The following is a 19,550-nucleotide window of genomic DNA, read 5'->3' as shown; positions in this document are numbered from 1 at the left end:
CGATGACCACCACCAACGACAGCAGTGAAAAGCGGCCTTTCAATCTTTCGCGCTGGGCTATCGGCCATCCCTCGATTGCGCGCTTCCTGTTCGGTCTGATTATCATCGCCGGCGGCCTCGGCCTGATGCGCATGGGCCAGAAGGAAGACCCGGATTTCACCTTCCGCGTCATGGTCGTCCAGGCGATCTGGCCGGGCTCCTCGATCCAGGAGATGGAGGACCAGGTCGTCAACAAGATCGAGCGCAAGCTGCAGGAAACGCCGCATCTCGATTTCGTTCGTTCCTACACCCGCGCCGGCAGCGCCATCATCACCGTCCAGATCAAGGGCGACACCAATGGCGAGGAGGTGAAGGACGCCTTCTACCAGGTGCGCAAGAAGGTCGGCGACATCTCAGGCGACCTGCCGCAAGGCCTGCTCGGCCCCTATTTCAACGACGAGTTCGGCGACACTTTCATCACGCTGCATTCGATCAGCGGCGACGGCTACAGCTACCCCGAGCTGAAGAAGTTCGCCATCCAGGCGCGCGACATGCTGTTGACGACACCGGGCGTCGAGAAGGCCGTCATCATCGGCGACCAGCCGGAGAAGATCTATATCGACATCTCATCCAAGGCGCTGGCCGAACGCGGCCTGACGCTGACCGACCTGCAGAACGCCATCAAGGGCCAGAACAATGTCGACCCGGCGGGCTCCGTCGACACCGGCCTGCGCTCGGTGCGCATCTCGGTCGAAGGCGACGTCACCAAGGCCGCCGACATCAGGGAATTGCGGCTGCGCGCCGGTGGCCAGGTGACGCGTCTCGGCGACATCGCCACCGTGTCCTCCGGCCTCGAGGATCCCTATCAGCGCAAATATCGCATCAACGGTCACGAAAGCGTACAGGTCGGCGTCGTCATGGCCAAAGGCTTCAACGTCACCGATGTCGGCAAGGATGTCGAGGCGACCTATAAGCGCTTCGAAGAGGCGCTGCCCTATGGCGTTTCGGTCGACCAGATCTCCGACCAGCCGGAAGTCGTGCGCGATGCGGTGAAGGAGTTCATGGAGGCGCTCGGCGAAGCGCTGCTGATCGTGCTTGCCGTCTCGCTGCTGTCGATCGGCTGGCGCTCCGGCCTGGTCATCGCCATCGCCATCCCGCTGGTGCTCGCCGCCACCTTCGCCATTATGTACGAGCTCGGCATCGACCTGCAGCGCATTTCGCTCGGCGCGCTGATCATCGCGCTCGGCCTGCTCGTCGACGACGCCATGATCGTCGTCGAGATGATGGAGCGCAAACTGGAGGAGGGGCTGGTCAAGATCGAGGCGGCGAGCTTCGCCTATTCCTCGACCGCCTTCCCGATGCTGACCGGTACGCTGATCACCACCGCCGGCTTCATCCCGGTCGGCTTCGCCGCCTCGACGGCCGGCGAATATGTGCGCACGCTGTTCTATGTCGTCGGCATCGCGCTGATCGTGTCGTGGTTCGTCGCCGTCTATTTCACGCCGTGGCTCGGCTACATGATCCTCAAGCAGCGCAAACATGCCGGCAATCACCACGACGCCTTCGACACCCGCTTCTATCGGCGGCTGCGCGCCACGGTCGGCTGGGCGGTGCGCCATCGCATCATCGTGCTGGTGATGACGCTGGTCACCTTCGCCACCAGCCTGTGGGCGTTCCAATTCATCCCGCAGAATTTCTTCCCGCAATCGTCGCGTCCGGAAATCCTGGTCGATCTCTGGCTGCCGGAAGGCACCTCGATCAAGGAGGTCGAGACGCAGGCCAAGGCGCTGGAAGCGAAGATGATGGACGACAAGGACAAGCGCTTCATCGCCACCTATATCGGCGAGGGCGCGCCGCGCTTCTTCCTGCCGCTCGACCAGCAATTGCGCAACCCGAACTTTGCCCAGCTTCTGGTGATGGCAAATGACGAGCCGGCACGCGAGAGGTTGATCCTCAAGCTGCGCTCCGTCCTGGCGCAGGATTTTCCCTCGATCCGTTCCAAGGTCGACCGCCTGTTCCTCGGTCCGCCGACCGGCTGGCCGGTGCAGATGCGCGTCATGGGTCCGGACCGCCAGGAGGTGCGCCGCATCGCCGACCAGGTGAAGGCGAAATTCGTTGAAAATCCGCTGCTTGGCGCCATCCATGACGACTGGCTGGAGCCGGTGCCGGCGATGAAGCTGGTCATCGACCAGGATCGGGCACGGGCGCTCGGCGTCACCTCGCAGCGCATCCGCCAGATGCTGCAGGCATCGATGTCGGGCGCTCCGCTGGATGACTTCCGCGACGGCGAGGAGACGGTGTCCATCGTCGCCCGCGAACCGGATGCCAGCCGCAACCTGCTGTCCTCGGTCGACTCGGTCTATATCCCGACCGATTTCGGCGGCTTCGTGCCGCTGTCGCAGGTGGCCAAAGTGGTGCCGGTGCTCGAGCAGGGCGTCGAATGGCGCCGCGACCGTTTGCCGACCATCTCGGTGCGCGCGACGCTGCCCGACGGCGTCCAGTCGAACGATGTCGTCACCAAGCTCTACAACGACATGCAGGGCATGCGCGCCGGCCTGGCGCCCGGCTACAAGATCGAGATCCAGGGCGGTGCGGAGGATTCCGCCGAAAGCCAGGCCTCGATCGCCGCCAAGGCACCGGTCATGCTGGCCATCATCGTCGTGCTGTTGATGATCCAGCTGCAGCATTTCGGCAAGGCGATGCTGGTGCTGGCCACCGGTCCGCTCGGCATCATCGGCGCAGCAGCAGCATTGCTGATCAGCGGCGCGCCGTTCGGCTTCGTTGCCATCCTCGGCGTCATTGCGCTGCTCGGCATCATCATGCGCAACTCGATCATCCTGGTCGACCAGATCGACCAGGATATAGCCCGAGGCATGGAACGATCGGAGGCGATCATCGGCTCGGCCGTCCGCCGTTTCCGGCCGATCGTGCTGACGGCGATGACGGCGGTACTGGCGCTGATCCCGATCTCGCGTGCCGTGTTCTGGGGGCCGCTCGCCTACGCCATGATGGGCGGCATCCTGGTCGCCACCGTGCTCACCATCCTGGTGCTGCCGGCCGGCTATGCGCTGTTCTTCGGCCGCGAGCCGAAGAAGGCCAAAGAACCGGCGGGCGAGGCAGTGCAGGACAACGAACAGCCGCAACTCGCCCTGGCAGCCGAGTGAGCCCAGCTGGCGCATAGGATGCGCCCTTGGAAAAATGCTACAACGCCGTACGTTTTGACGTGCGGCGTTGTGGCGTTCCGGCGGTCATGATGCCCCCTTTGTCGCGTGGAGGATGATCATGACCCTGGCCCAGACCTCGATCGCCCTGCGCCAACCGCTCGACGGACGCCATCGCCAAATGTTCATCGACGGCGCCTGGGTCGATGCCCGCTCAGGCCAGACCATGGAGAGCCGCAACCCGGCGACCGGCGCGGTGGTCGCCACGGTGCCGCGCGGCGACCGTCAGGACATAGAATTGGCAGTGGCCGCGGCGCGAAAAGCCTTCGAAGGACCATGGAGCCGGTTCAAGCCCTATGAGCGGCAGGTGTTGCTGCTGAAGATCGCCGATCTCTTCGAAAAGCACTGGGAAGAGATCAGCCGCTCCGACACGACGGACATGGGCATGCCGATCGTACGTACCCGCGCCAACCGCAGCCGCGTCATCGGCATGCTGCGCTATTACGCCGGGATGGCGACGGGGCTGCATGGCGAGACCATCGACAATTCGCTTGCCGGCGAGATCATCTCCTTCACCCGCAAGGAGCCGGTCGGCGTCGTCGGCGCCATCATCCCGTGGAACGCGCCGACCGCGGCGTCGATCTGGAAGATCGGTCCGGCGCTCGCCACCGGCTGCACCATTGTGCTCAAGCCCTCGGAAGAGGCGCCGCTGACGCCGCTCTTGATCGCCGACATCATGAACGAGGCCGGCGTGCCCGCGGGCGTCGTCAACATCGTCACCGGCACCGGCGCCGAGGCGGGTGCCCCACTCGCCGAACATATGGGCGTCGACAAGATCGTCTTCACTGGCTCGACCGCGACCGGCCAGTCGATCGTGCGGGCGTCAGCCGGCAATCTGAAGCGCGTCTCGCTGGAACTCGGCGGCAAGTCGCCGGTCATCGTCTGCGCCGATGCCGATCTCGACAAAGCGGTGCCGGTGGCGGCGATGTCGGTGTTCGCCAATTCCGGCCAGATCTGCATTGCCGGCTCGCGCCTGTTCGTCGAGCGCTCCATCCACGACGAGTTTGTCGCGCGGCTCGCCGCTTACGCTGAGAGCCTGCGAATCGGCGACGGCATCGATCCGGCGACCGAGATCGGCCCGCTGATCTCGCTGCGGCAGCTCGAACGTGTCACGGGTTATCTCGATGCCGGAGCAGCCGAGGGCGCGAGACTGGTGACCGGCGGTGCACGGTTGACGCAAGGCGCGCTTGCGGCCGGCAATTTCGTCGCGCCGACCGTCTTTGCCGGCGTCTCCGACGACATGAAAATCGCGCGTGAAGAAATCTTCGGGCCGGTCATTTCGGCGCTGCCCTTCGACACGCTGGACGAAGCGGTCGAGCGCGCCAACAACACACCCTACGGCCTTGCCGCCGGAGTCTTCACCCAGAACGTCTCCACCGCGCACCAGCTGTCGCGGAAGATTCGCGCCGGCTCGGTCTGGGTCAACACCTACCATGCCATCGATCCGGCGGTGCCGTTCGGCGGCTACAAGATGAGCGGCTATGGCCGCGAGGGCGGCGCCGAACACCTCGGCGAATATCTCAACACCAAGGGCGTGTTCATCAAAATAGATTGAACGGCGGCCCACACGAAAATGCTCCGCGACGCGGGTTTTGCAAAACAGAATTCCTTTCCAGGACGGCAAAGCCGTCCGATCTTGGCGATATATCGGAGCGGTAGCATGATCCCAAAAAGTGGGTACCGGTTTTTGGAAAAGATCATGCTCCAACAAAGGATCGCGCTCGTCCACCTCAGGTGATCATCCCATGGCAGACAACAAGCAATTGCGGCTCGGCGCCTTCATGCGCCCGGTCAGTCTTCACACCGGCGCCTGGCGCTACCCCGGCTCCTATCCTGACGCCAATTTCAACTTCGCCCATCTGAAGCGTTTCGCGCAGACGCTGGAGGCGGCCAAGTTCGACGCCTTCTTCATGGCCGACCATCTGGCCGTGCTCAATATGCCGATCGAGGCGCTGCGGCGCAGCCACACGGTGACGTCGTTCGAGCCGTTCACGCTGTTGTCGGCGCTGGCCGCCGTCACCGAGCATATCGGCCTGGTCGCCACCGCATCGACGACCTTCGACGCGCCCTATCACATCGCTCGCCGCTTCGCCTCGCTCGACCACATCAGCGGCGGCCGCGCCGGCTGGAACATCGTGACGACATCCAATCCCGATGCCGCGCTGAATTTCGGTCTCGACGAGCATGTCGAGCATGACGAGCGCTATCACAACGCGCGGGAATTCTACGATGTCGTCACCGGCCTGTGGGACAGCTTTGCCGACGACGCCTTCATCCGTGACGCCGAAAGCGGGCTCTATTTCGATCCCGCCAAACTGCATGTGCTCAACCACAAGGGCGAGCATCTCTCGGTGCGCGGCCCGCTCAACATTGCGCGCCCGGTGCAGGGCTGGCCGGTCATCGTCCAGGCCGGAGCGTCGGAAGCGGGACGGCAATTGGCGGCCGAAACGGCTGAGGTCATCTTCGCCGCTCATTCCGATCTCGCCGCCGGGCAGCGCTTCTTTGCCGATGTCAAGGGCAGGGCGCAAAAACTCGGCCGCGATCGTGACGATATCAAGATCCTGCCCGGCGCCTTCGTCATCGTCGGCGACAGCGTCGAGGAGGCGCGGGCCAAGCGGGCGAAGCTCGACAGCCTAGTCTACTACGAGAGCGGCATCGCCTCACTGTCGATCGCGCTTGGCCATGACGCGTCGGCCTTCGACCCCGACGCGGCTTTGCCGGAAATCCCCGAGACCAACGCCTCGAAGAGCGGCCGCGAGCGCGTCATCGAACTGGCGCGCCGGGAGAATTTGACCGTCCGCCAGCTGGCGCAACGGCTCGGCGGCTATTCCGGCCTTGCCTTTGTCGGCACGCCGAAGACCATCGCCGATGCGATGGAGGAATGGCTCGTTGCCGAGGGATCCGACGGCTTCAACGTCATGTTCCCCTATCTGCCCGCCGGGCTGGACGACTTCGCCGAGAAGGTGGTGCCGGAGCTGCAGCGGCGAAAGCTGTTCAGGCGGGAATATGAGGGCACGACCTTGCGCGAGAATCTCGGCCTGAAGCGGCCGCCGAACCGGTTCTTCGAAGGCGAGGAAGCGGCCATCCGCAAGGCCGGCTGACGCTTCAGGGAGACATCAAAAGCAAATGGGCGCGCCAAAGCGCGCCCATTCTTTTCAAGCCGTCATTTTCAGATGACGAAGTACCAATTGGCGAGCAGCATCACCACCACGCCGGCTACCAGCGTCAGGTAGGGCAGCATGCCGGCCTTTTTGACCGAGAGGTCGGCTCCCGTCATGCCGAGATCGGCCAGCATGTGGTCAGGGAACTTGCCCTTGTCCTGGACATAATGCCGGTAGCAGAACACCGGGATGATCAAGGCCGCGGTGATCAGGCCGGCCCACAGCGCCATCGGGTTCCACACCTTGGCGCCGGCGCCCATGAAGATGGCGTTGACATAGGCGAAGATCGCACCGAGGCCGAGCAGCCAGCTCGGCGCCTTCCACGGCCGGTTGATGTGGCCGTTGTCGATGCGGTGGATCCAGCCGGCATTGAGGTTGAGGAAGTTGAAGATGATGTAGCCGCAATTCGACACGGCGAGGATGAAGAAGAAGCTCGTCGCATCGGCCGAGGCGATGGCCAGCACGATCAGGTTGAAGACGAGATCCGTCCACATGGCGCGGGTCGGTGCGCCATGTTCGTTGACGTGGCTGAGATAGCGCGGCAGCCAGCCATCGACCGAACCCTGGTAGAGCGTGCGCGACGAACCTGCCATTGCCGTCATGATGCACAGCACCAGCGCCAGGATCATCAGCATCACCAGGAGGCTGTGGATCAATGCGCCGCCGCCGACCATGCCGGCCAGCGCGTCCGCCACGCCGGAGCCATCGACGATCGGCGTCGCCAGCATGCCGTTCAAGCCCAGCACACCCTGGAAGGTGAACGGCACCAGAATGAACAGCAGCATGCAGAGCAGGCCGGAATAGAAGATCGCCTTGAAGGTGTCGGTGCCGGGGTTCTTGAACTCCGAGGTGTAGCAGACGGCGGTCTCGAAACCGTAGGTCGACCATGCGGCGATGAACATGCCGCCGAGAACCAAGGTCCAGCCGGCAACGTTCCACGAGCCGGGCTCCGGCGCGTAGGCGGCGGCGAGCGGCACCAGCGGCGAAAAATTCGCCCAGTTGATCTGGCCGGTGACGATCGGCACGACACCGACGATCAGCATCGGGATGATGACCAGCAGGCCGATGTACTTCTGCACATTGGCGGTGCCGAGAATGCCGCGATGCTGGATCGAGAAGATGATCAGCATCAGCACAGCGCCGATGAAGAAAGTGGCGTTGAGGGTGAAGGAGACAGGACCCAGCGTGTGGCTGAACAGCGTCCAGTTGCGGATCGCCGGCGTGGCCGCCGCGGTCACCGCGGCGATAGCGTCGGCAGGCGCCGTTCCGGCATGCGCCGCGATATAGGCGACGACATCCGGTGAGGCATCGGTGAACAGTGGCACCGGCGCCAGCGCATTGAGGATATAGGCGGCGGCGATCGAGCAGCCGAGCGACAGCACCGGTGACCAGGCGAACCAGTTGCACCACACCGACAGCGGCGCGATGAATTTCGAATAGCGCAGCCAGGCGGTGGCGCCGTAGATCGAGGCGCCGCCGGACTTGTTCGGGAACAGGCCGGCGATCTCGGCATAAGTGAAGGACTGCAGGAAGCCCATGATCATGGAGGCGATCCAGATCCCGAAGGCAAGCGTTCCCGTCGTGCCGGCAATACCGCCGATCGAAAACAGGACCAGCGCTGGGACGCCGCTTGCCACCCAGAAGGCGCCGCGCCAGTCGATATTCCGGTGCAGCTTGCTTTCGGCAGGCTGCTCCAGGGCCGTGCTTATGGTGCTCATGTCTGTGAATTCCCCTTTTTCGCTGTTCCCGCCGGCGATGCCTCGACTGCGCGAAGCTTGTTCCCCGGCACATGACCGTCACGACTCCGGTGTTTCCACTCAGTCGTATTTTTTTCTTAACAGTGAAGATTGATCCGGCGCGCTTTCACGTCAAGCGTTTTGTGACGTCGTGCACATCACGCTTGCGAAACAGGACCCAAACGACGTCGGCAACAGCCGGCGAAGCAGTTCGGTCAGGCTTTGAGAGCAACCTTCAGGAGCGTGGCTTGGTCTTCTGCGGATCGTAGTGGGCGAAGGCCACCACGCGCGCCGGCAGACGCTTGGCATGGCCGTCGAGCTTGCCGATCTCGACCTCTGTGCCGATGGCCGCGTGCGTGACGTCGAGCCGCGCCAGCGCGATGTTCTTGTTCAGCACAGGCGAGCGCATGCCGGAGGTGACGATGCCGATCTGGGCGCGGCCGACATGCACACAGTCGCCATGGCCGACCGCGACATTGCTGTCGATATCGAGGCCGACGAGTTTGTGCTGCGGGTGTTCCTTGCGCCGGATCAGCGCCTCGCGGCCGATGAAATCGTCGGTCTTGGTCTTCAACGGCACCGTGAAACCGATGCCGGCCTCGAACGGGTCGGTCTGGTCGGAAAACTCGTAACCTGCGAAGATCAGCCCGGCCTCGATGCGCACCATGTCGAGCGCCTGCAGCCCCATCGGTTTCAGCCCATGTGGCTGGCCGGCCTCCCAGATGGCGTCGAACACGTTTTCGGCGTCGCGCGGATGGCACCAGACCTCGTAGCCAAGCTCGCCGGTGTAGCCGGTGCGTGACACCACGACCGGAATGCCATTGCCGCCGCCGATACGCGCCACCGCGAAGCGGAACCATTCGAGCTCGTCGATCGACGGCTGCAGCGGCGAGGTCCAGATCACTTCCCGCAAAATGTCGCGGCTCTTCGGCCCTTGCACGGCGACATTGTGCATCTGGTCGGTCGATGAGCGCACCAGCACGTTGAGGCCGAGTTTCTTTGCGGTGTCGCGCAGCCATTCGCCCGACAGATCGTCGCCGCCGACCCAGCGGAAATTGTCCTTGCCGAGTCTGAGCAGCGTGCCGTCGTCGATCATGCCGCCATGCTCGTAGCACATGGCGGAATAGACGACCTGGCCGACGCCGAGCTTCTTGACGTCGCGGGTCAGCGTGTATTGCAGCAGCGCTTCGGAATCCGGGCCGGTGACCTCGAACTTGCGCAGCGGCGACAGGTCCATGATCACGGCATCCTGCCGGCAGGCCCAGTATTCGGCGATGGGGCCTTCCTTGGCGAAAGAATTGGCCAGCCAATAGCCCCTGTACTCGGCGAAGTTGCGGGTGTGCTTGGCGAAGGATGAATGGAAAGCTGTCTCGCGGGTCATTTTCGGTTCCGAATCGGGCGTCATGCGTCTGGCGATCGCTCGCGAGAATCTGTGCTGGCCGGAATAGGTCCGCACATGGATGTCGGTGAGGTCCCAGCCATTGGCCGGCGTCGTATCGTCGGGGCAGGCGGAGGAAACACAGACGATGTCGGTCAGGGCCTTGAGCAGCACATAGTCGCCGGCCCGCGACCACGGCTCATCGGACACCATGACACCATGAGCGTCGATCGCCGTGTTGAAGAAGAAGTTGATCGCCATCCAGCCGGCGCGGGCATTCACGCCTTTGTCCGAAAGCGCGCGGTTAAAATTTTCCGAGCAGTTGGTGTGGCCGGGATAGCCGATGTCGTCATAATATTTGGCAGCGCATGCCAGCGCGAAAGCATCGTGCCGGCCGCACGTGTCCTGCACCACCTCGACCAGCGGCTCCATGTCCTGGTCGTAATATTTCGAGTGCAGGCCGGGCATCGGATAGCTCGACCCCATCAGCGTGCGCGTCGTCGTCACGTCGAGCGGATGATCGAGACCCTTGTCCAGCTTGCGTGCCGAAAAGCACTGGAAGTCGGTACACTGGCGACCGTCGACATCGATGATCTGCAGATAGTCGCCGGCCTTGACGAAGTAGGATTCGGCGGTTGCCGAATGGACGCGAAGATCGAGTACGGGGTCGGCGAGCGGATCGGCGAGTTGTGACTTCGATTTCAGGCGCACCGTGGCGCGACGGACGATGACGGTGAGCGGCGTTGCCGTATCATGGCCATCAACCAGCATCGGCCCGCCGGGTGCTGCAACCAGCATCGCACCGTCACGCGCGACGGTGAAGGCCTGTTCCGTACCGGCTGGCGTGGCGCCGCCGAACACGCGCACCGCCTTGGGCTGGTCGAGCTGCACCTGGCGGCGCTCGAGCCCGCGGCGCACGGAAGCGAGGCTGTCATCGCCCTCGGCCAGCAGCGCCTTGATCCCAGCAGCATTTCTGTCGGATTTTTCGCCTAGGATGGAAGGGTCGGTGGCGCCTGACTTGTCCCAGGCCAGCAGCTCGCAAGCCTGACCGCCCTCGACATTGCGCACCGTGATCGTATCGCCGGCCTCGACCTCGATCAGCACCGCGCCATTGCCCTGGATTGTATACCGCTCCATGCCGGGCGGCAGCGCGATCTGGCCGGGCCTCAGGACGAGGCTCGGCCGGGGCGGTCCGGCTGAAACAGTGGGGTAGGGCGACTGGCTCATCTCAGCCTTACGGTTCGAAGTTTGCCTGTGTGTAAAATTACTTTAGCTGTAAGAATAGCAGCGTGGTTGCGTTTGGCAAGGCGGAGGGAGCACAAGCTCCCCCTTCTCCCCTTGTGGGAGAAGGTGTCGCCGAAGGCGACGGATGAGGGGTGTTCCAGCGGAGTGAGGCGTCGGTGTTTCCTGGAACACCCCTCATCCGTCTCGGCGCTGCGCGCCGATCCACCTTCTCCCACAGGGGGAGAAGGGAAGAGCGCGCTACGCCACTCTCTCGGAATACCCGATCTCGACACCATACTCCGCCGCCGAATCCAGCATCGTGTGCCACAGGCTTTCAGCAAACGTCGCAAACACCAGAACGTTGAACACGGCCTGTCCATCCGGCTTGTCGGCGCCGCGCCAGAGCGTGACACTGGTGTGGTCCATCGAGGTCGCGGCAGCAGCGCCAACCGGAAACGCATCGGGATGCAGATCGATCGACGACAGCTTCGCCAGCATCGTCCGCGCCCTGGCGCCGGAGACGCTGATCAGCGCCCGTGCATGCGACTGGTCCGAGAGTGACGCGGAAGATGCAAACGTCTGAGCGAGCGCCCCAGTCCCGTGCTTGCCGCCCTTGGACAGCGCAAAAAACTGGTCCGGCCCCGACCAGATCAGCGTCGCGTCGGCGGTGCTGACTGCCTTCGGCATTTCCGGAGCGTCGACACCGAAGCGTGCCTTAGCGGCTTTGCTCATCTCGGCCGCCTTGCCGCGCCGCGCCATCACCTGGACGAGGTCGAAGTTGCGGATTTCGGTCAGCGCCACGCCGGCATCGCCCGGCGCACCGTACGGCCCGACAGCGAGTGCGCGGTCGAGCGGGCTGCGAACATCCCAGGAAAAATCAGCCACGCTGGCGCCCTCCATCCGGGTCGTAGAAGACGGGATTGCAGAGTTCGACATCATAGTCCTCGCCGCGCAGCGGATCATGCGCGTGGACGATCTCGCCGATGCGTTCGCGGCCGCGTTCGACCAGGCCGAGCCCGATCCACTGGTCGAGCGTCGGCGAGAAGCAGACCGAGGTGATGTAGCCTTGGTCGTTGTCCGGCCCGGGCGTCTGCCCCTTCGGAATGACATGCGCGCCGGAGCGCAGGCGGCGCGCCTTGTCGACCGGCTTGATACCGACCACGACCTGGCGGTCCGGCGCGACCAGCGCTTGGCGACCGGCCATGACGCGGCCGATAAAATCCTTTTTAGTCGACATCATCTTGCCGAGGCCGAGATCGGCCGCGGTCGTCGTGCCGCTCAGCTCCGGTCCGGCGACATGGCCCTTTTCGACGCGCATGACGCCCAGCGCTTCGGTGCCGTAGGGCGTCACGCCGAACGGCTTTCCGGCCTGCATCAGATTGCGCGCCATCGCCTCGCCATAGCGGGCCGGAACCGAAATCTCGAACGCCATCTCGCCGGAGAAGGAGATGCGGAACAGCCGCGCCTTGATGCCGCCGCGCAGCGCCACTTCGCGCGCGCCCATGAACGGAAAACCTTCGTTGGACAGATCTTCGGCTGGATCGACGATTTCCTTCAACAGGTCACGGGTCTTCGGCCCGGCGATGGAGAACTGCGCCCATTGGTCGGAGACCGAGGTCAGCTGCACGTCGAGTTCGGGAAACAGCACCTGGCGGCAGAATTCGAGATGCTGCATCACCGGCCCGGCCTTGGCCGTGGTGGTGGTCAGGAAATAATGATCCTCGGCCAGCCGCGACGTGGTGCCGTCATCATAGACCAGGCCGTCCTCGCGCAGCATCAGCCCGTAGCGCGCCTTGCCGACGGCGAGGCTGGAGAAGGTGTTGATGTAGACGCGGTCGAGAAAGGCGCCGGCATCGGGGCCGTGCACGTCGATCTTGCCGAGCGTCGAGACATCGCAGAAGCCGACGCCACCGCGCACCGCCTTGACCTCGCGGGTGACCGAGTCCAGCCAGTCCTTCTCGCCGGCGCGCGGATACCATTGCGCCCGCTTCCACAGGCCGGTGTCGACAAAGATCGCGCCCTGTTCGGCGGCCCAATGATGCGACGGCGTCAGCCGCGTTGCATGAAAATTCTCGTCGCGATGATGGCCGGCAAAGGCGCCGATGGCGACCGGCACGTAAGGCGGGCGATAGATCGTCGTGCCGGTCTCGGGGATGGATTTGCCGGAGACGGCCGCCATGATGGCGAGACCGGCAAAGTTGGACGTCTTGCCCTGGTCGGTCGCCATGCCGAGCGTCGTGTAGCGCTTCAGATGCTCGACCGATTCAAAACCCTCGCGCTGCGCCAATTCGATGTCCGAGGCCGTGACGTCGTGCTGCTGGTCAACGAACGCCTTGCCTTTACCCGCGACATGCCAGAGCGGGGTGAGCGAGAAGGCCTCATCATCGGCGACCGGTGCTGCGCCCGCATTGCCATTGCGCCCCGCGTCGCGCGCGGCTGCAGCACCAGTGGCAAAGCCTTGGCTGAGGCAGGCGCCGAGCCCGAAATCGCCGTTGGCGGCACCTGCCGCGGCCATGCCGGGAGGCGCGCCGTCGGGCACGAAGGCTGAGATGTCGTCGCGCCATTTCGGCCGGCCGCGATGGTAAGAGGTGAGCCCGACCGCTGGGTTCCAGCCGCCGGAAACCGCAAGCCCGTCGGCCTCGACTTCGGCGCGTGCACCACCGGTCAGCGACACCGAAATCTTGCGCACGCCGTCCTTGCCGCCATCGACGCCGCCGACCGAGCCATGCAGCACGGTGAAGCCGTTTTTGGATGCCAACGATCGATGAGCAGGCGATACATCCGGTCGTGCGTCGATGACCGCCGCGATCGGCAGTCCGGCGCCGAGCGCGGTCTCGACCGTGCGCCAGCCATCCTCATTGTTGGTGAACAGCGCGAGGCGCTTTGCCGGCGTGGCGGCATAGCGTGTGACATAGGTCCGCATGGCTGACGCCATCATCACCCCGGGCGTGTCGTTGCCGGCGAAGACGATGGGCCGCTCGATCGCGCCTGCCGCGACGACGCAGCGCTTGGCCACGATCCGCCACAGCCGCTGCCGCACCTGGTGTTCGGGCGGTGTCGGCAGATGATCGTTGACCCGCTCGATCGCGCCATAGGTGCCGCCATCATAGACGCCGAACAGCGTCGTGCGCGTCATAATGCGAACGTCCGGCATTGAGCCAAGCTCGGCCAGCGTACGCTGGGTCCATTCCGCGGCCGGCAGCCCGTCGATGGTGCCGCCATCCGACAGCAGCCTGCCGCCGGGGACAAAATCCTCCTCGCACAGGATGACGCGAGCGCCGCTGCGACCGGCGGCCAAAGCTGCCGCCAGACCCGCCGGGCCGGAGCCGGCGATCACCACATCGCAATGCACCCAGGCCTTGTCGTAGTGATCCGGGTCGGCGACGACCGCCGCGCGGCCAAGACCGGCGGCGCGGCGGATTGCCGGCTCGTAGATCATCTCCCAGAATTTCGCCGGCCACATGAAGGTCTTGTAGTAGAAGCCGGCGACGAAGATCGGCGCGAACAGCTGGTTGACCGACATCACGTCGTGGCGCAGCGACGGCCAGCGGTTCTGGCTGGCCGCTTCGAGCCCTTCATAGAGTTCGGCGGTGGTCGCCTTGGTGTTGGCCTCGCGCCGTGCGCCAGTGCGCAGTTCGACCAGCGCGTTGGGTTCTTCCGAACCGGCGGTGAGAATGCCGCGCGGACGGTGGTATTTGAACGAGCGGCCGACCAGCTTGACGCCATTGGCGACCAGCGCCGACGCCAGCGTATCACCTTGGAAGCCTTGGAAGGTCTTGCCGTCGAAGCGGAAGTTGAGCGGCGCCGAGCGGTCGATGAGACCGCCATTCTCCAGCCGGTTTGTCTGTGCGCCGGCCATCACGCGCCAACCTTTGCTGCACCAGCACCCGCCGTCGGCTCCACCGCCGAAATCTCATGCGTCAGCGTGTTGCGGGTGACCTTCAGCCAGGCCCGGCAGCCGCCGCCGTGATACCAGTTCTCAGCCATCACGCCAGCGATGTTGTCGCGCAGATAGACATAGTCGTAGACGGCATCTTCGCCGGCACCGGCCGCCGGTCGCGCAGGCTTGGCGTCGCCGAGATAGGTGAACTCCCCGAGTTCGCGTTCGCCGCAGAAGGGACAGACAATACGCATGGGTTTCCGACTGTCCTTAGTGCAGGTTCGGTTGGGCGCCCTGGCCCTTTTCGTCGATCATGGCGCCGCGCTGGAAGCGGTCGAGGCGGAACAATGCCGCCTCCTTGTGCGACTCGTCGCGGGCCAGAAGATGGGCAAAGACGAAGCCCGAGCCCGGCGTTGCCTTGAAGCCGCCATAGCACCAGCCGGCGTTGAGATAGAGCCCGTCGACCGGCGTCTTGTCGATGATCGGCGAGCCGTCCATCGACATGTCCATGATGCCGCCCCATTGGCGCAGAAGCCGCACGCGGCCGATCATCGGGATCAGCGCCATGCCACCTTCGCAGACATCCTCCATCACAGGCAGATTGCCGCGCTGGGCGTAGGAATTGTAGCCATCGATGTCGCCGCCGAAGACCAGGCCGCCCTTGTCCGACTGGCTGACATAGAAATGCCCGGCGCCGAAGGTCATGACGCCGGGGATGAGCGGCTTGATCGCTTCCGAGACGAAGGCTTGCAGCACATGGCTCTCGATCGGCAGGCGCAGGCCGGCCATCGCCGCGACGCGCGAGGAGGAGCCGGCAACCGCCATGCCGACCTTGCCGGCGCCGATCTTGCCGCGCGACGTCTCGACGCCGGTGACCTTGCCGTTGCCGTCCCGGACAAAGCCGGTGACTTCGCAATTCTGGATGATATCAACGCCGAGTTCGCTCGCCGCATGCGCATAGCCCCATACCACCGCGTCGTGGCGCGCCGTGCCGCCGCGCCGTTGCAGCAGACCGCCCTGCACGGGAAAGCGCGCATGGTCGAAATTCAGGAAGGGCAGCATTTTCTTCAGCGCCGCCTGATCGAGCAGTTCGGCATCGATGCCGTTAATGCGCATCGTGTTGCCGCGCCGCGCATAGGCATCACGCTGCGCGTCGGAGTGGTAGAGGTTGAGCACGCCGCGCTGGCTGACCATCGAATTGTAGTTGAGGTCCTGCTCCATCCGCTCCCACAGCTTCATCGACAATTCGTAGAAGCCGGTATTGCCGGGCAGGCCGTAATTGGAGCGGATGATGGTGGTGTTGCGGCCGGCATTGCCGGAGCCGATCCAGCCCTTTTCCAGCACGGCGACGTTTCTGATGCCGAACTCGCTGGCCAGGAACCAGGCGGTGGCGAGCCCATGGCCGCCGCCGCCGATGATCACCACATCGTAGTGGTCTTTCGGGCTGGCGTCGCGCCATGTGCGCTGCCAGTTCTTGTGGCCGGAAAGAGCAGCACGGGCGAGCGAGAAGATCGAATATTTCATCAGGTCATTCCGAGGTCGCTCGCTCCACGCTGGTGGTTAGATATCCAGCGTGTGGTCGCGCTCCCATTGCGTGAAGTGCGAAGCATAGGAATTCCATTCCTGGTGCTTCAGCTTTAGGTAGGCCGACGAGAATTCCTCACCCAGCGCCGCCTTCAACGATTTGTCCTTGTCATATTCGCGCAGCGCGTCGAGCAGGTTAAGCGGCAGCTTCGGCGCACCCTTAACCGTGTGGCCGTGCTGATACATGTCGATGTCGTAGCGCTTGCCGGGATCGGCCTTGGAGCGGATGCCATCGAGGCCGGCCGCGATGATGACGGCCTGCAGCAGATAGGGGTTGGCGGCGCCATCGGGTAGGCGCAGCTCGAAGCGGCCGGGGCCGGGCACGCGCACCATGTGGGTGCGGTTGTTGCCGGTCCAGGTCACCGTGTTCGGCGCCCAGGTGGCGCCCGAAATGGTGCGCGGCGCGTTGATGCGCTTGTAGGAATTGACCGTCGGGTTGGTGATTGCGGCGAGCGCCGAGGCATGTTTCATGATGCCGCCGAGGAAGTTCTTGCCCTTGGCCGACAGGCCGAGCTCCATGGCATTGTCGGCAAAGACGTTGGTCTTGCCTGCCTTGTCCCACACCGAGATATGCGCATGGCAGCCATTGCCGGTCAGGCCCTGGAAGGGCTTTGGCATGAAGGTGGCGCGCAGGCCGTGCTTTTCGGCCACGGACTTGACCATGAACTTGAAGAAGGAGTGCTTGTCGGCGGTCGCCAGCACGTCGTCGAAGGCCCAGTTCATCTCGAACTGGCCGTTGGCGTCCTCATGGTCGTTCTGGTAGGGGCTCCAGCCCAGCGCCAGCATATGGTCGCAGATCTCGGCGATGACATCGTAGCGGCGCATCACCGCCTGCTGGTCGTAGCATGGCTTCGACGCGGTATCGTATTTGTCGGAAATCACGCTGCCGTCCGGCGAGATCAGGAAGAACTCCGCTTCGACGCCGGTCTTGACATGCATGCCGTCGGTGGCGGCTTCCGCGATCAGCCGCCTCAGCGTGTTGCGCGGCGCCTGCTCGACTTCCTTGTCGTCCATGATGCAATTGGCGGCGACCCAGGCGACATCGGGCTTCCACGGCAGCTGGATGACCGAATCCGGATCCGGTACCGCCAGCATGTCGGGATGCGCCGGCGTCAGGTCAAGCCAGGTGGCAAAACCGGCAAAGCCGGCGCCGTCCTTCTGCATGTCTGATATCGCCTGCGCCGGCACCAGCTTGGCGCGCTGGCCACCGAACAGGTCGGTGTAGGAAATCATGAAATATTTGACGCCGTTCTCTTTGGCGAATGCGGCGAGATCGTTCCCCATTATAGTTCCTCGCTTATGTGATCTGGCTAGTCTTGGTCTAGAAGCCGTTCTTCCCCGGTATCCAGTTGGTGCCGGCAAGCGGCACGCCGGCCATGGCGGCGGCTTCGATGGTGAGCGCGACGAGATCCTCGGGCTCGAGATTGTGCAAGCTGTTCTTGCCGCAGGCACGCGCGATGGTCTGCGCCTCCAGCGTCATCACCTTGAGATAGTTTGCCAGCCGGCGCCCGGCGGCGATCGGATCGACCCGCTTCATCAGTTCCGGGTCCTGCGTGGTGATGCCTGCAGGGTCGCGACCCTCGTGCCAGTCGTCATAGGCGCCGGCCGTGGTTCCGAGCGCATTGTACTCCGCCTCCCAGCGCGGATCATTGTCGCCGAGCGCGACAAGGGCTGCCGTGCCGATCGACACCGCGTCGACGCCAAGAGCCAGCGCCTTGGCGACATCGGCGCCGTTGCGGATGCCACCGGAGACGATCAGCTGCACCTTGCGGTGCATGCCGAGATCCTGCAGCGCCTGCACCGCCGGCCTGATACAGGCAAGCGTCGGCTGGCCGACATTTTCGATGAACACTTCCTGGGTCGCCGCGGTGCCGCCCTGCATGCCGTCGACCACGACGACATCGGCGCCGGCCTTCACGGCAAGGGCTGTATCGTAATAGGGCCGGGCGCCGCCGACCTTGACGTAGATCGGCTTTTCCCAGTCGGTGATTTCGCGCAGTTCGAGGATTTTGATCTCGAGATCGTCGGGCCCGGTCCAGTCGGGATGGCGCGAGGCCGAGCGCTGGTCGATGCCCTTGGGCAGCGTGCGCATTTCGGCGACGCGGTCGGAGATTTTCTGGCCCAGCAGCATGCCGCCGCCGCCGGGCTTGGCGCCTTGTCCAACGACCACTTCGATGGCATCGGCGCGGCGCAGGTCGCGCGGGTTCATGCCGTAGCGCGACGGCAGATACTGGTAGACCAGCGTCTTCGAATGTCCCCGCTCTTCCTCGGTCATGCCGCCATCGCCGGTGGTGGTCGAAGTGCCGGAGAGCGTGGCGCCACGTCCGAGCGCTTCCTTGGCCGGACCGGACAGCGAACCGAAGCTCATGCCGGCGACGGTGATCGGTATCTTCAGCTCGATCGGCTTCTTGGCATGGCGCGAGCCAAGCACGACTGATGTGTCGCAGCGCTCGCGATAGCCTTCCAGCGGATAGCGCGAGATCGAGGCACCGAGGAACAGCAGGTCATCGAAATGCGGCAGCTTGCGCTTGGCGCCGGCGCCCCTGATGTCATAGATGCCGGTCGCCGCGGCGCGGCGGATTTCGGAGAGCGTGTAGTCGTCGAAGGTCGCGGATTTGCGCGGTGTCGTCGGCGGGTTCTTGTAGGTCATGCTGCCTCAATACGCGTCGGCGTTGTCGATATTGAAATTGTAGAGCGTGCGCGCCGAGCCGTAGCGCTTGAACTCCGACGGCTTGACGCCGGTGACGCCGGCGCGGTCGAGCAGGCCTTGCAAGAGTTCGATATGCTCGGGCCGCATCTCCTTGGCGATGCAGTCGGCGCCCAGGCTCTCGACCTTGCCGCGCACGAACAGCCGCGCCTCGTAGATGGAGTCGCCCAATGCATCGCCGGCATCACCCAGCACCACCAGATTGCCGGATTGCGCCATGAAGGCCGACATGTGGCCGATATTGCCATGCACGACGATGTCGATTCCTTTCATCGAGATGCCGCAGCGCGACGAAGCGTTGCCCTCGATGACCAGAAGTCCGCCCTTGCCGGTGGCGCCGGCATACTGGCTGGCATCGCCCTTGATAACGATCGAACCCGACATCATGTTCTCGCCGACGCCGGGACCGGCCGAGCCGTGCACGGTGATCGCGGCGCCGTCATTCATGCCTGCGCAATAATAGCCGACGCTGCCGCGCACATCGATGCTGACCGGCTGGTCGACGCCGACAGCAACCGAATGACTGCCCTTCGGGTTCACCACTTCCCACGCCGTTTCGTTGGAACCGGGCGTCAGATCGTGAAGCGCCTGGTTGAGCTCTCGCAGCGACGACACATCGAGATCGAAGACCCGGGAGGCGTGGTCTTGCGCCGCCTTCGAAAGTTTGGTTGCCGGCATGG

General features: G+C 64.2%; 12 protein-coding genes. 3 read left to right on the top strand and 9 right to left on the bottom strand.

The features are described from left to right. Window positions 1-2: 2 nt before the first annotated feature. From AC1DYO_RS19835 to AC1DYO_RS19825, 3 genes are all read left to right on the top strand, one after another. Window positions 3-3,143, top strand: coding sequence for an efflux RND transporter permease subunit (locus AC1DYO_RS19835; protein ID WP_477266119.1), 3,141 nt, complete (start codon window positions 3-5; stop codon window positions 3,141-3,143). Window positions 3,144-3,261: 118 nt separating this feature from the next. Next, on the top strand, window positions 3,262-4,755 hold the full coding sequence (locus AC1DYO_RS19830; RefSeq protein WP_477266117.1) for an aldehyde dehydrogenase family protein: 1,494 nt from the start codon (window positions 3,262-3,264) through the stop codon (window positions 4,753-4,755). 190 nt (window positions 4,756-4,945) lie between these two features. Then, entirely contained in the window at window positions 4,946-6,301 is a 1,356-nt protein-coding gene (locus tag AC1DYO_RS19825) for an LLM class flavin-dependent oxidoreductase (protein ID WP_477266115.1), read from the top strand. Window positions 6,302-6,369: 68 nt separating this feature from the next. On the opposite strand, the gene AC1DYO_RS19820 is transcribed toward AC1DYO_RS19825, so the two are convergent. The 9 genes from AC1DYO_RS19820 to AC1DYO_RS19780 form a co-directional block, all read right to left on the bottom strand. After that, window positions 6,370-8,079, bottom strand: a complete 1,710-nt coding sequence (locus AC1DYO_RS19820; protein ID WP_477266113.1) for an APC family permease — start codon at window positions 8,077-8,079, stop codon at window positions 6,370-6,372. Between the two features lie 253 nt (window positions 8,080-8,332). Further along, entirely contained in the window at window positions 8,333-10,702 is a 2,370-nt protein-coding gene (locus tag AC1DYO_RS19815) for a DUF1989 domain-containing protein (protein ID WP_477266111.1), read from the bottom strand. A 255-nt stretch (window positions 10,703-10,957) separates the two neighbouring features. Then, entirely contained in the window at window positions 10,958-11,584 is a 627-nt protein-coding gene (locus AC1DYO_RS19810) for a sarcosine oxidase subunit gamma (protein WP_477266109.1), read from the bottom strand. Further along, on the bottom strand, window positions 11,577-14,558 hold the full coding sequence (locus tag AC1DYO_RS19805) for a sarcosine oxidase subunit alpha (protein WP_477266107.1): 2,982 nt from the start codon (window positions 14,556-14,558) through the stop codon (window positions 11,577-11,579). Before AC1DYO_RS19805 ends, AC1DYO_RS19810 begins: the two co-directional genes overlap by 8 nt. Continuing rightward, window positions 14,558-14,833, bottom strand: coding sequence for a sarcosine oxidase subunit delta (locus AC1DYO_RS19800; RefSeq protein ID WP_477266105.1), 276 nt, complete (start codon window positions 14,831-14,833; stop codon window positions 14,558-14,560). Before AC1DYO_RS19800 ends, AC1DYO_RS19805 begins: the two co-directional genes overlap by 1 nt. A gap of 16 nt (window positions 14,834-14,849) precedes the next feature. Next, window positions 14,850-16,103: a sarcosine oxidase subunit beta family protein gene (locus AC1DYO_RS19795; protein ID WP_477266103.1), complete on the bottom strand. Its 1,254-nt coding sequence runs from the start codon at window positions 16,101-16,103 to the stop codon at window positions 14,850-14,852. Window positions 16,104-16,139: 36 nt separating this feature from the next. Beyond that, window positions 16,140-17,447, bottom strand: a complete 1,308-nt coding sequence (gene glnT, locus AC1DYO_RS19790) for a type III glutamate--ammonia ligase (RefSeq protein WP_477266101.1) — start codon at window positions 17,445-17,447, stop codon at window positions 16,140-16,142. Window positions 17,448-17,484: 37 nt separating this feature from the next. Continuing rightward, window positions 17,485-18,813 carry an FMN-binding glutamate synthase family protein gene (locus AC1DYO_RS19785; protein WP_181058446.1) on the bottom strand — a complete coding sequence of 443 codons (1,329 nt, stop codon included), beginning with the start codon at window positions 18,811-18,813 and terminating at the stop codon, window positions 17,485-17,487. 6 nt (window positions 18,814-18,819) lie between these two features. Further along, window positions 18,820-19,548 carry a GltB/FmdC/FwdC-like GXGXG domain-containing protein gene (locus tag AC1DYO_RS19780; RefSeq protein ID WP_477266099.1) on the bottom strand — a complete coding sequence of 243 codons (729 nt, stop codon included), beginning with the start codon at window positions 19,546-19,548 and terminating at the stop codon, window positions 18,820-18,822. Between the last annotated feature and the right edge of the window lie 2 nt (window positions 19,549-19,550).

Source organism: Mesorhizobium sp. P2_F5 (assembly GCF_056403715.1).
This window is presented reverse-complemented; position numbering and strand designations above follow the sequence as displayed.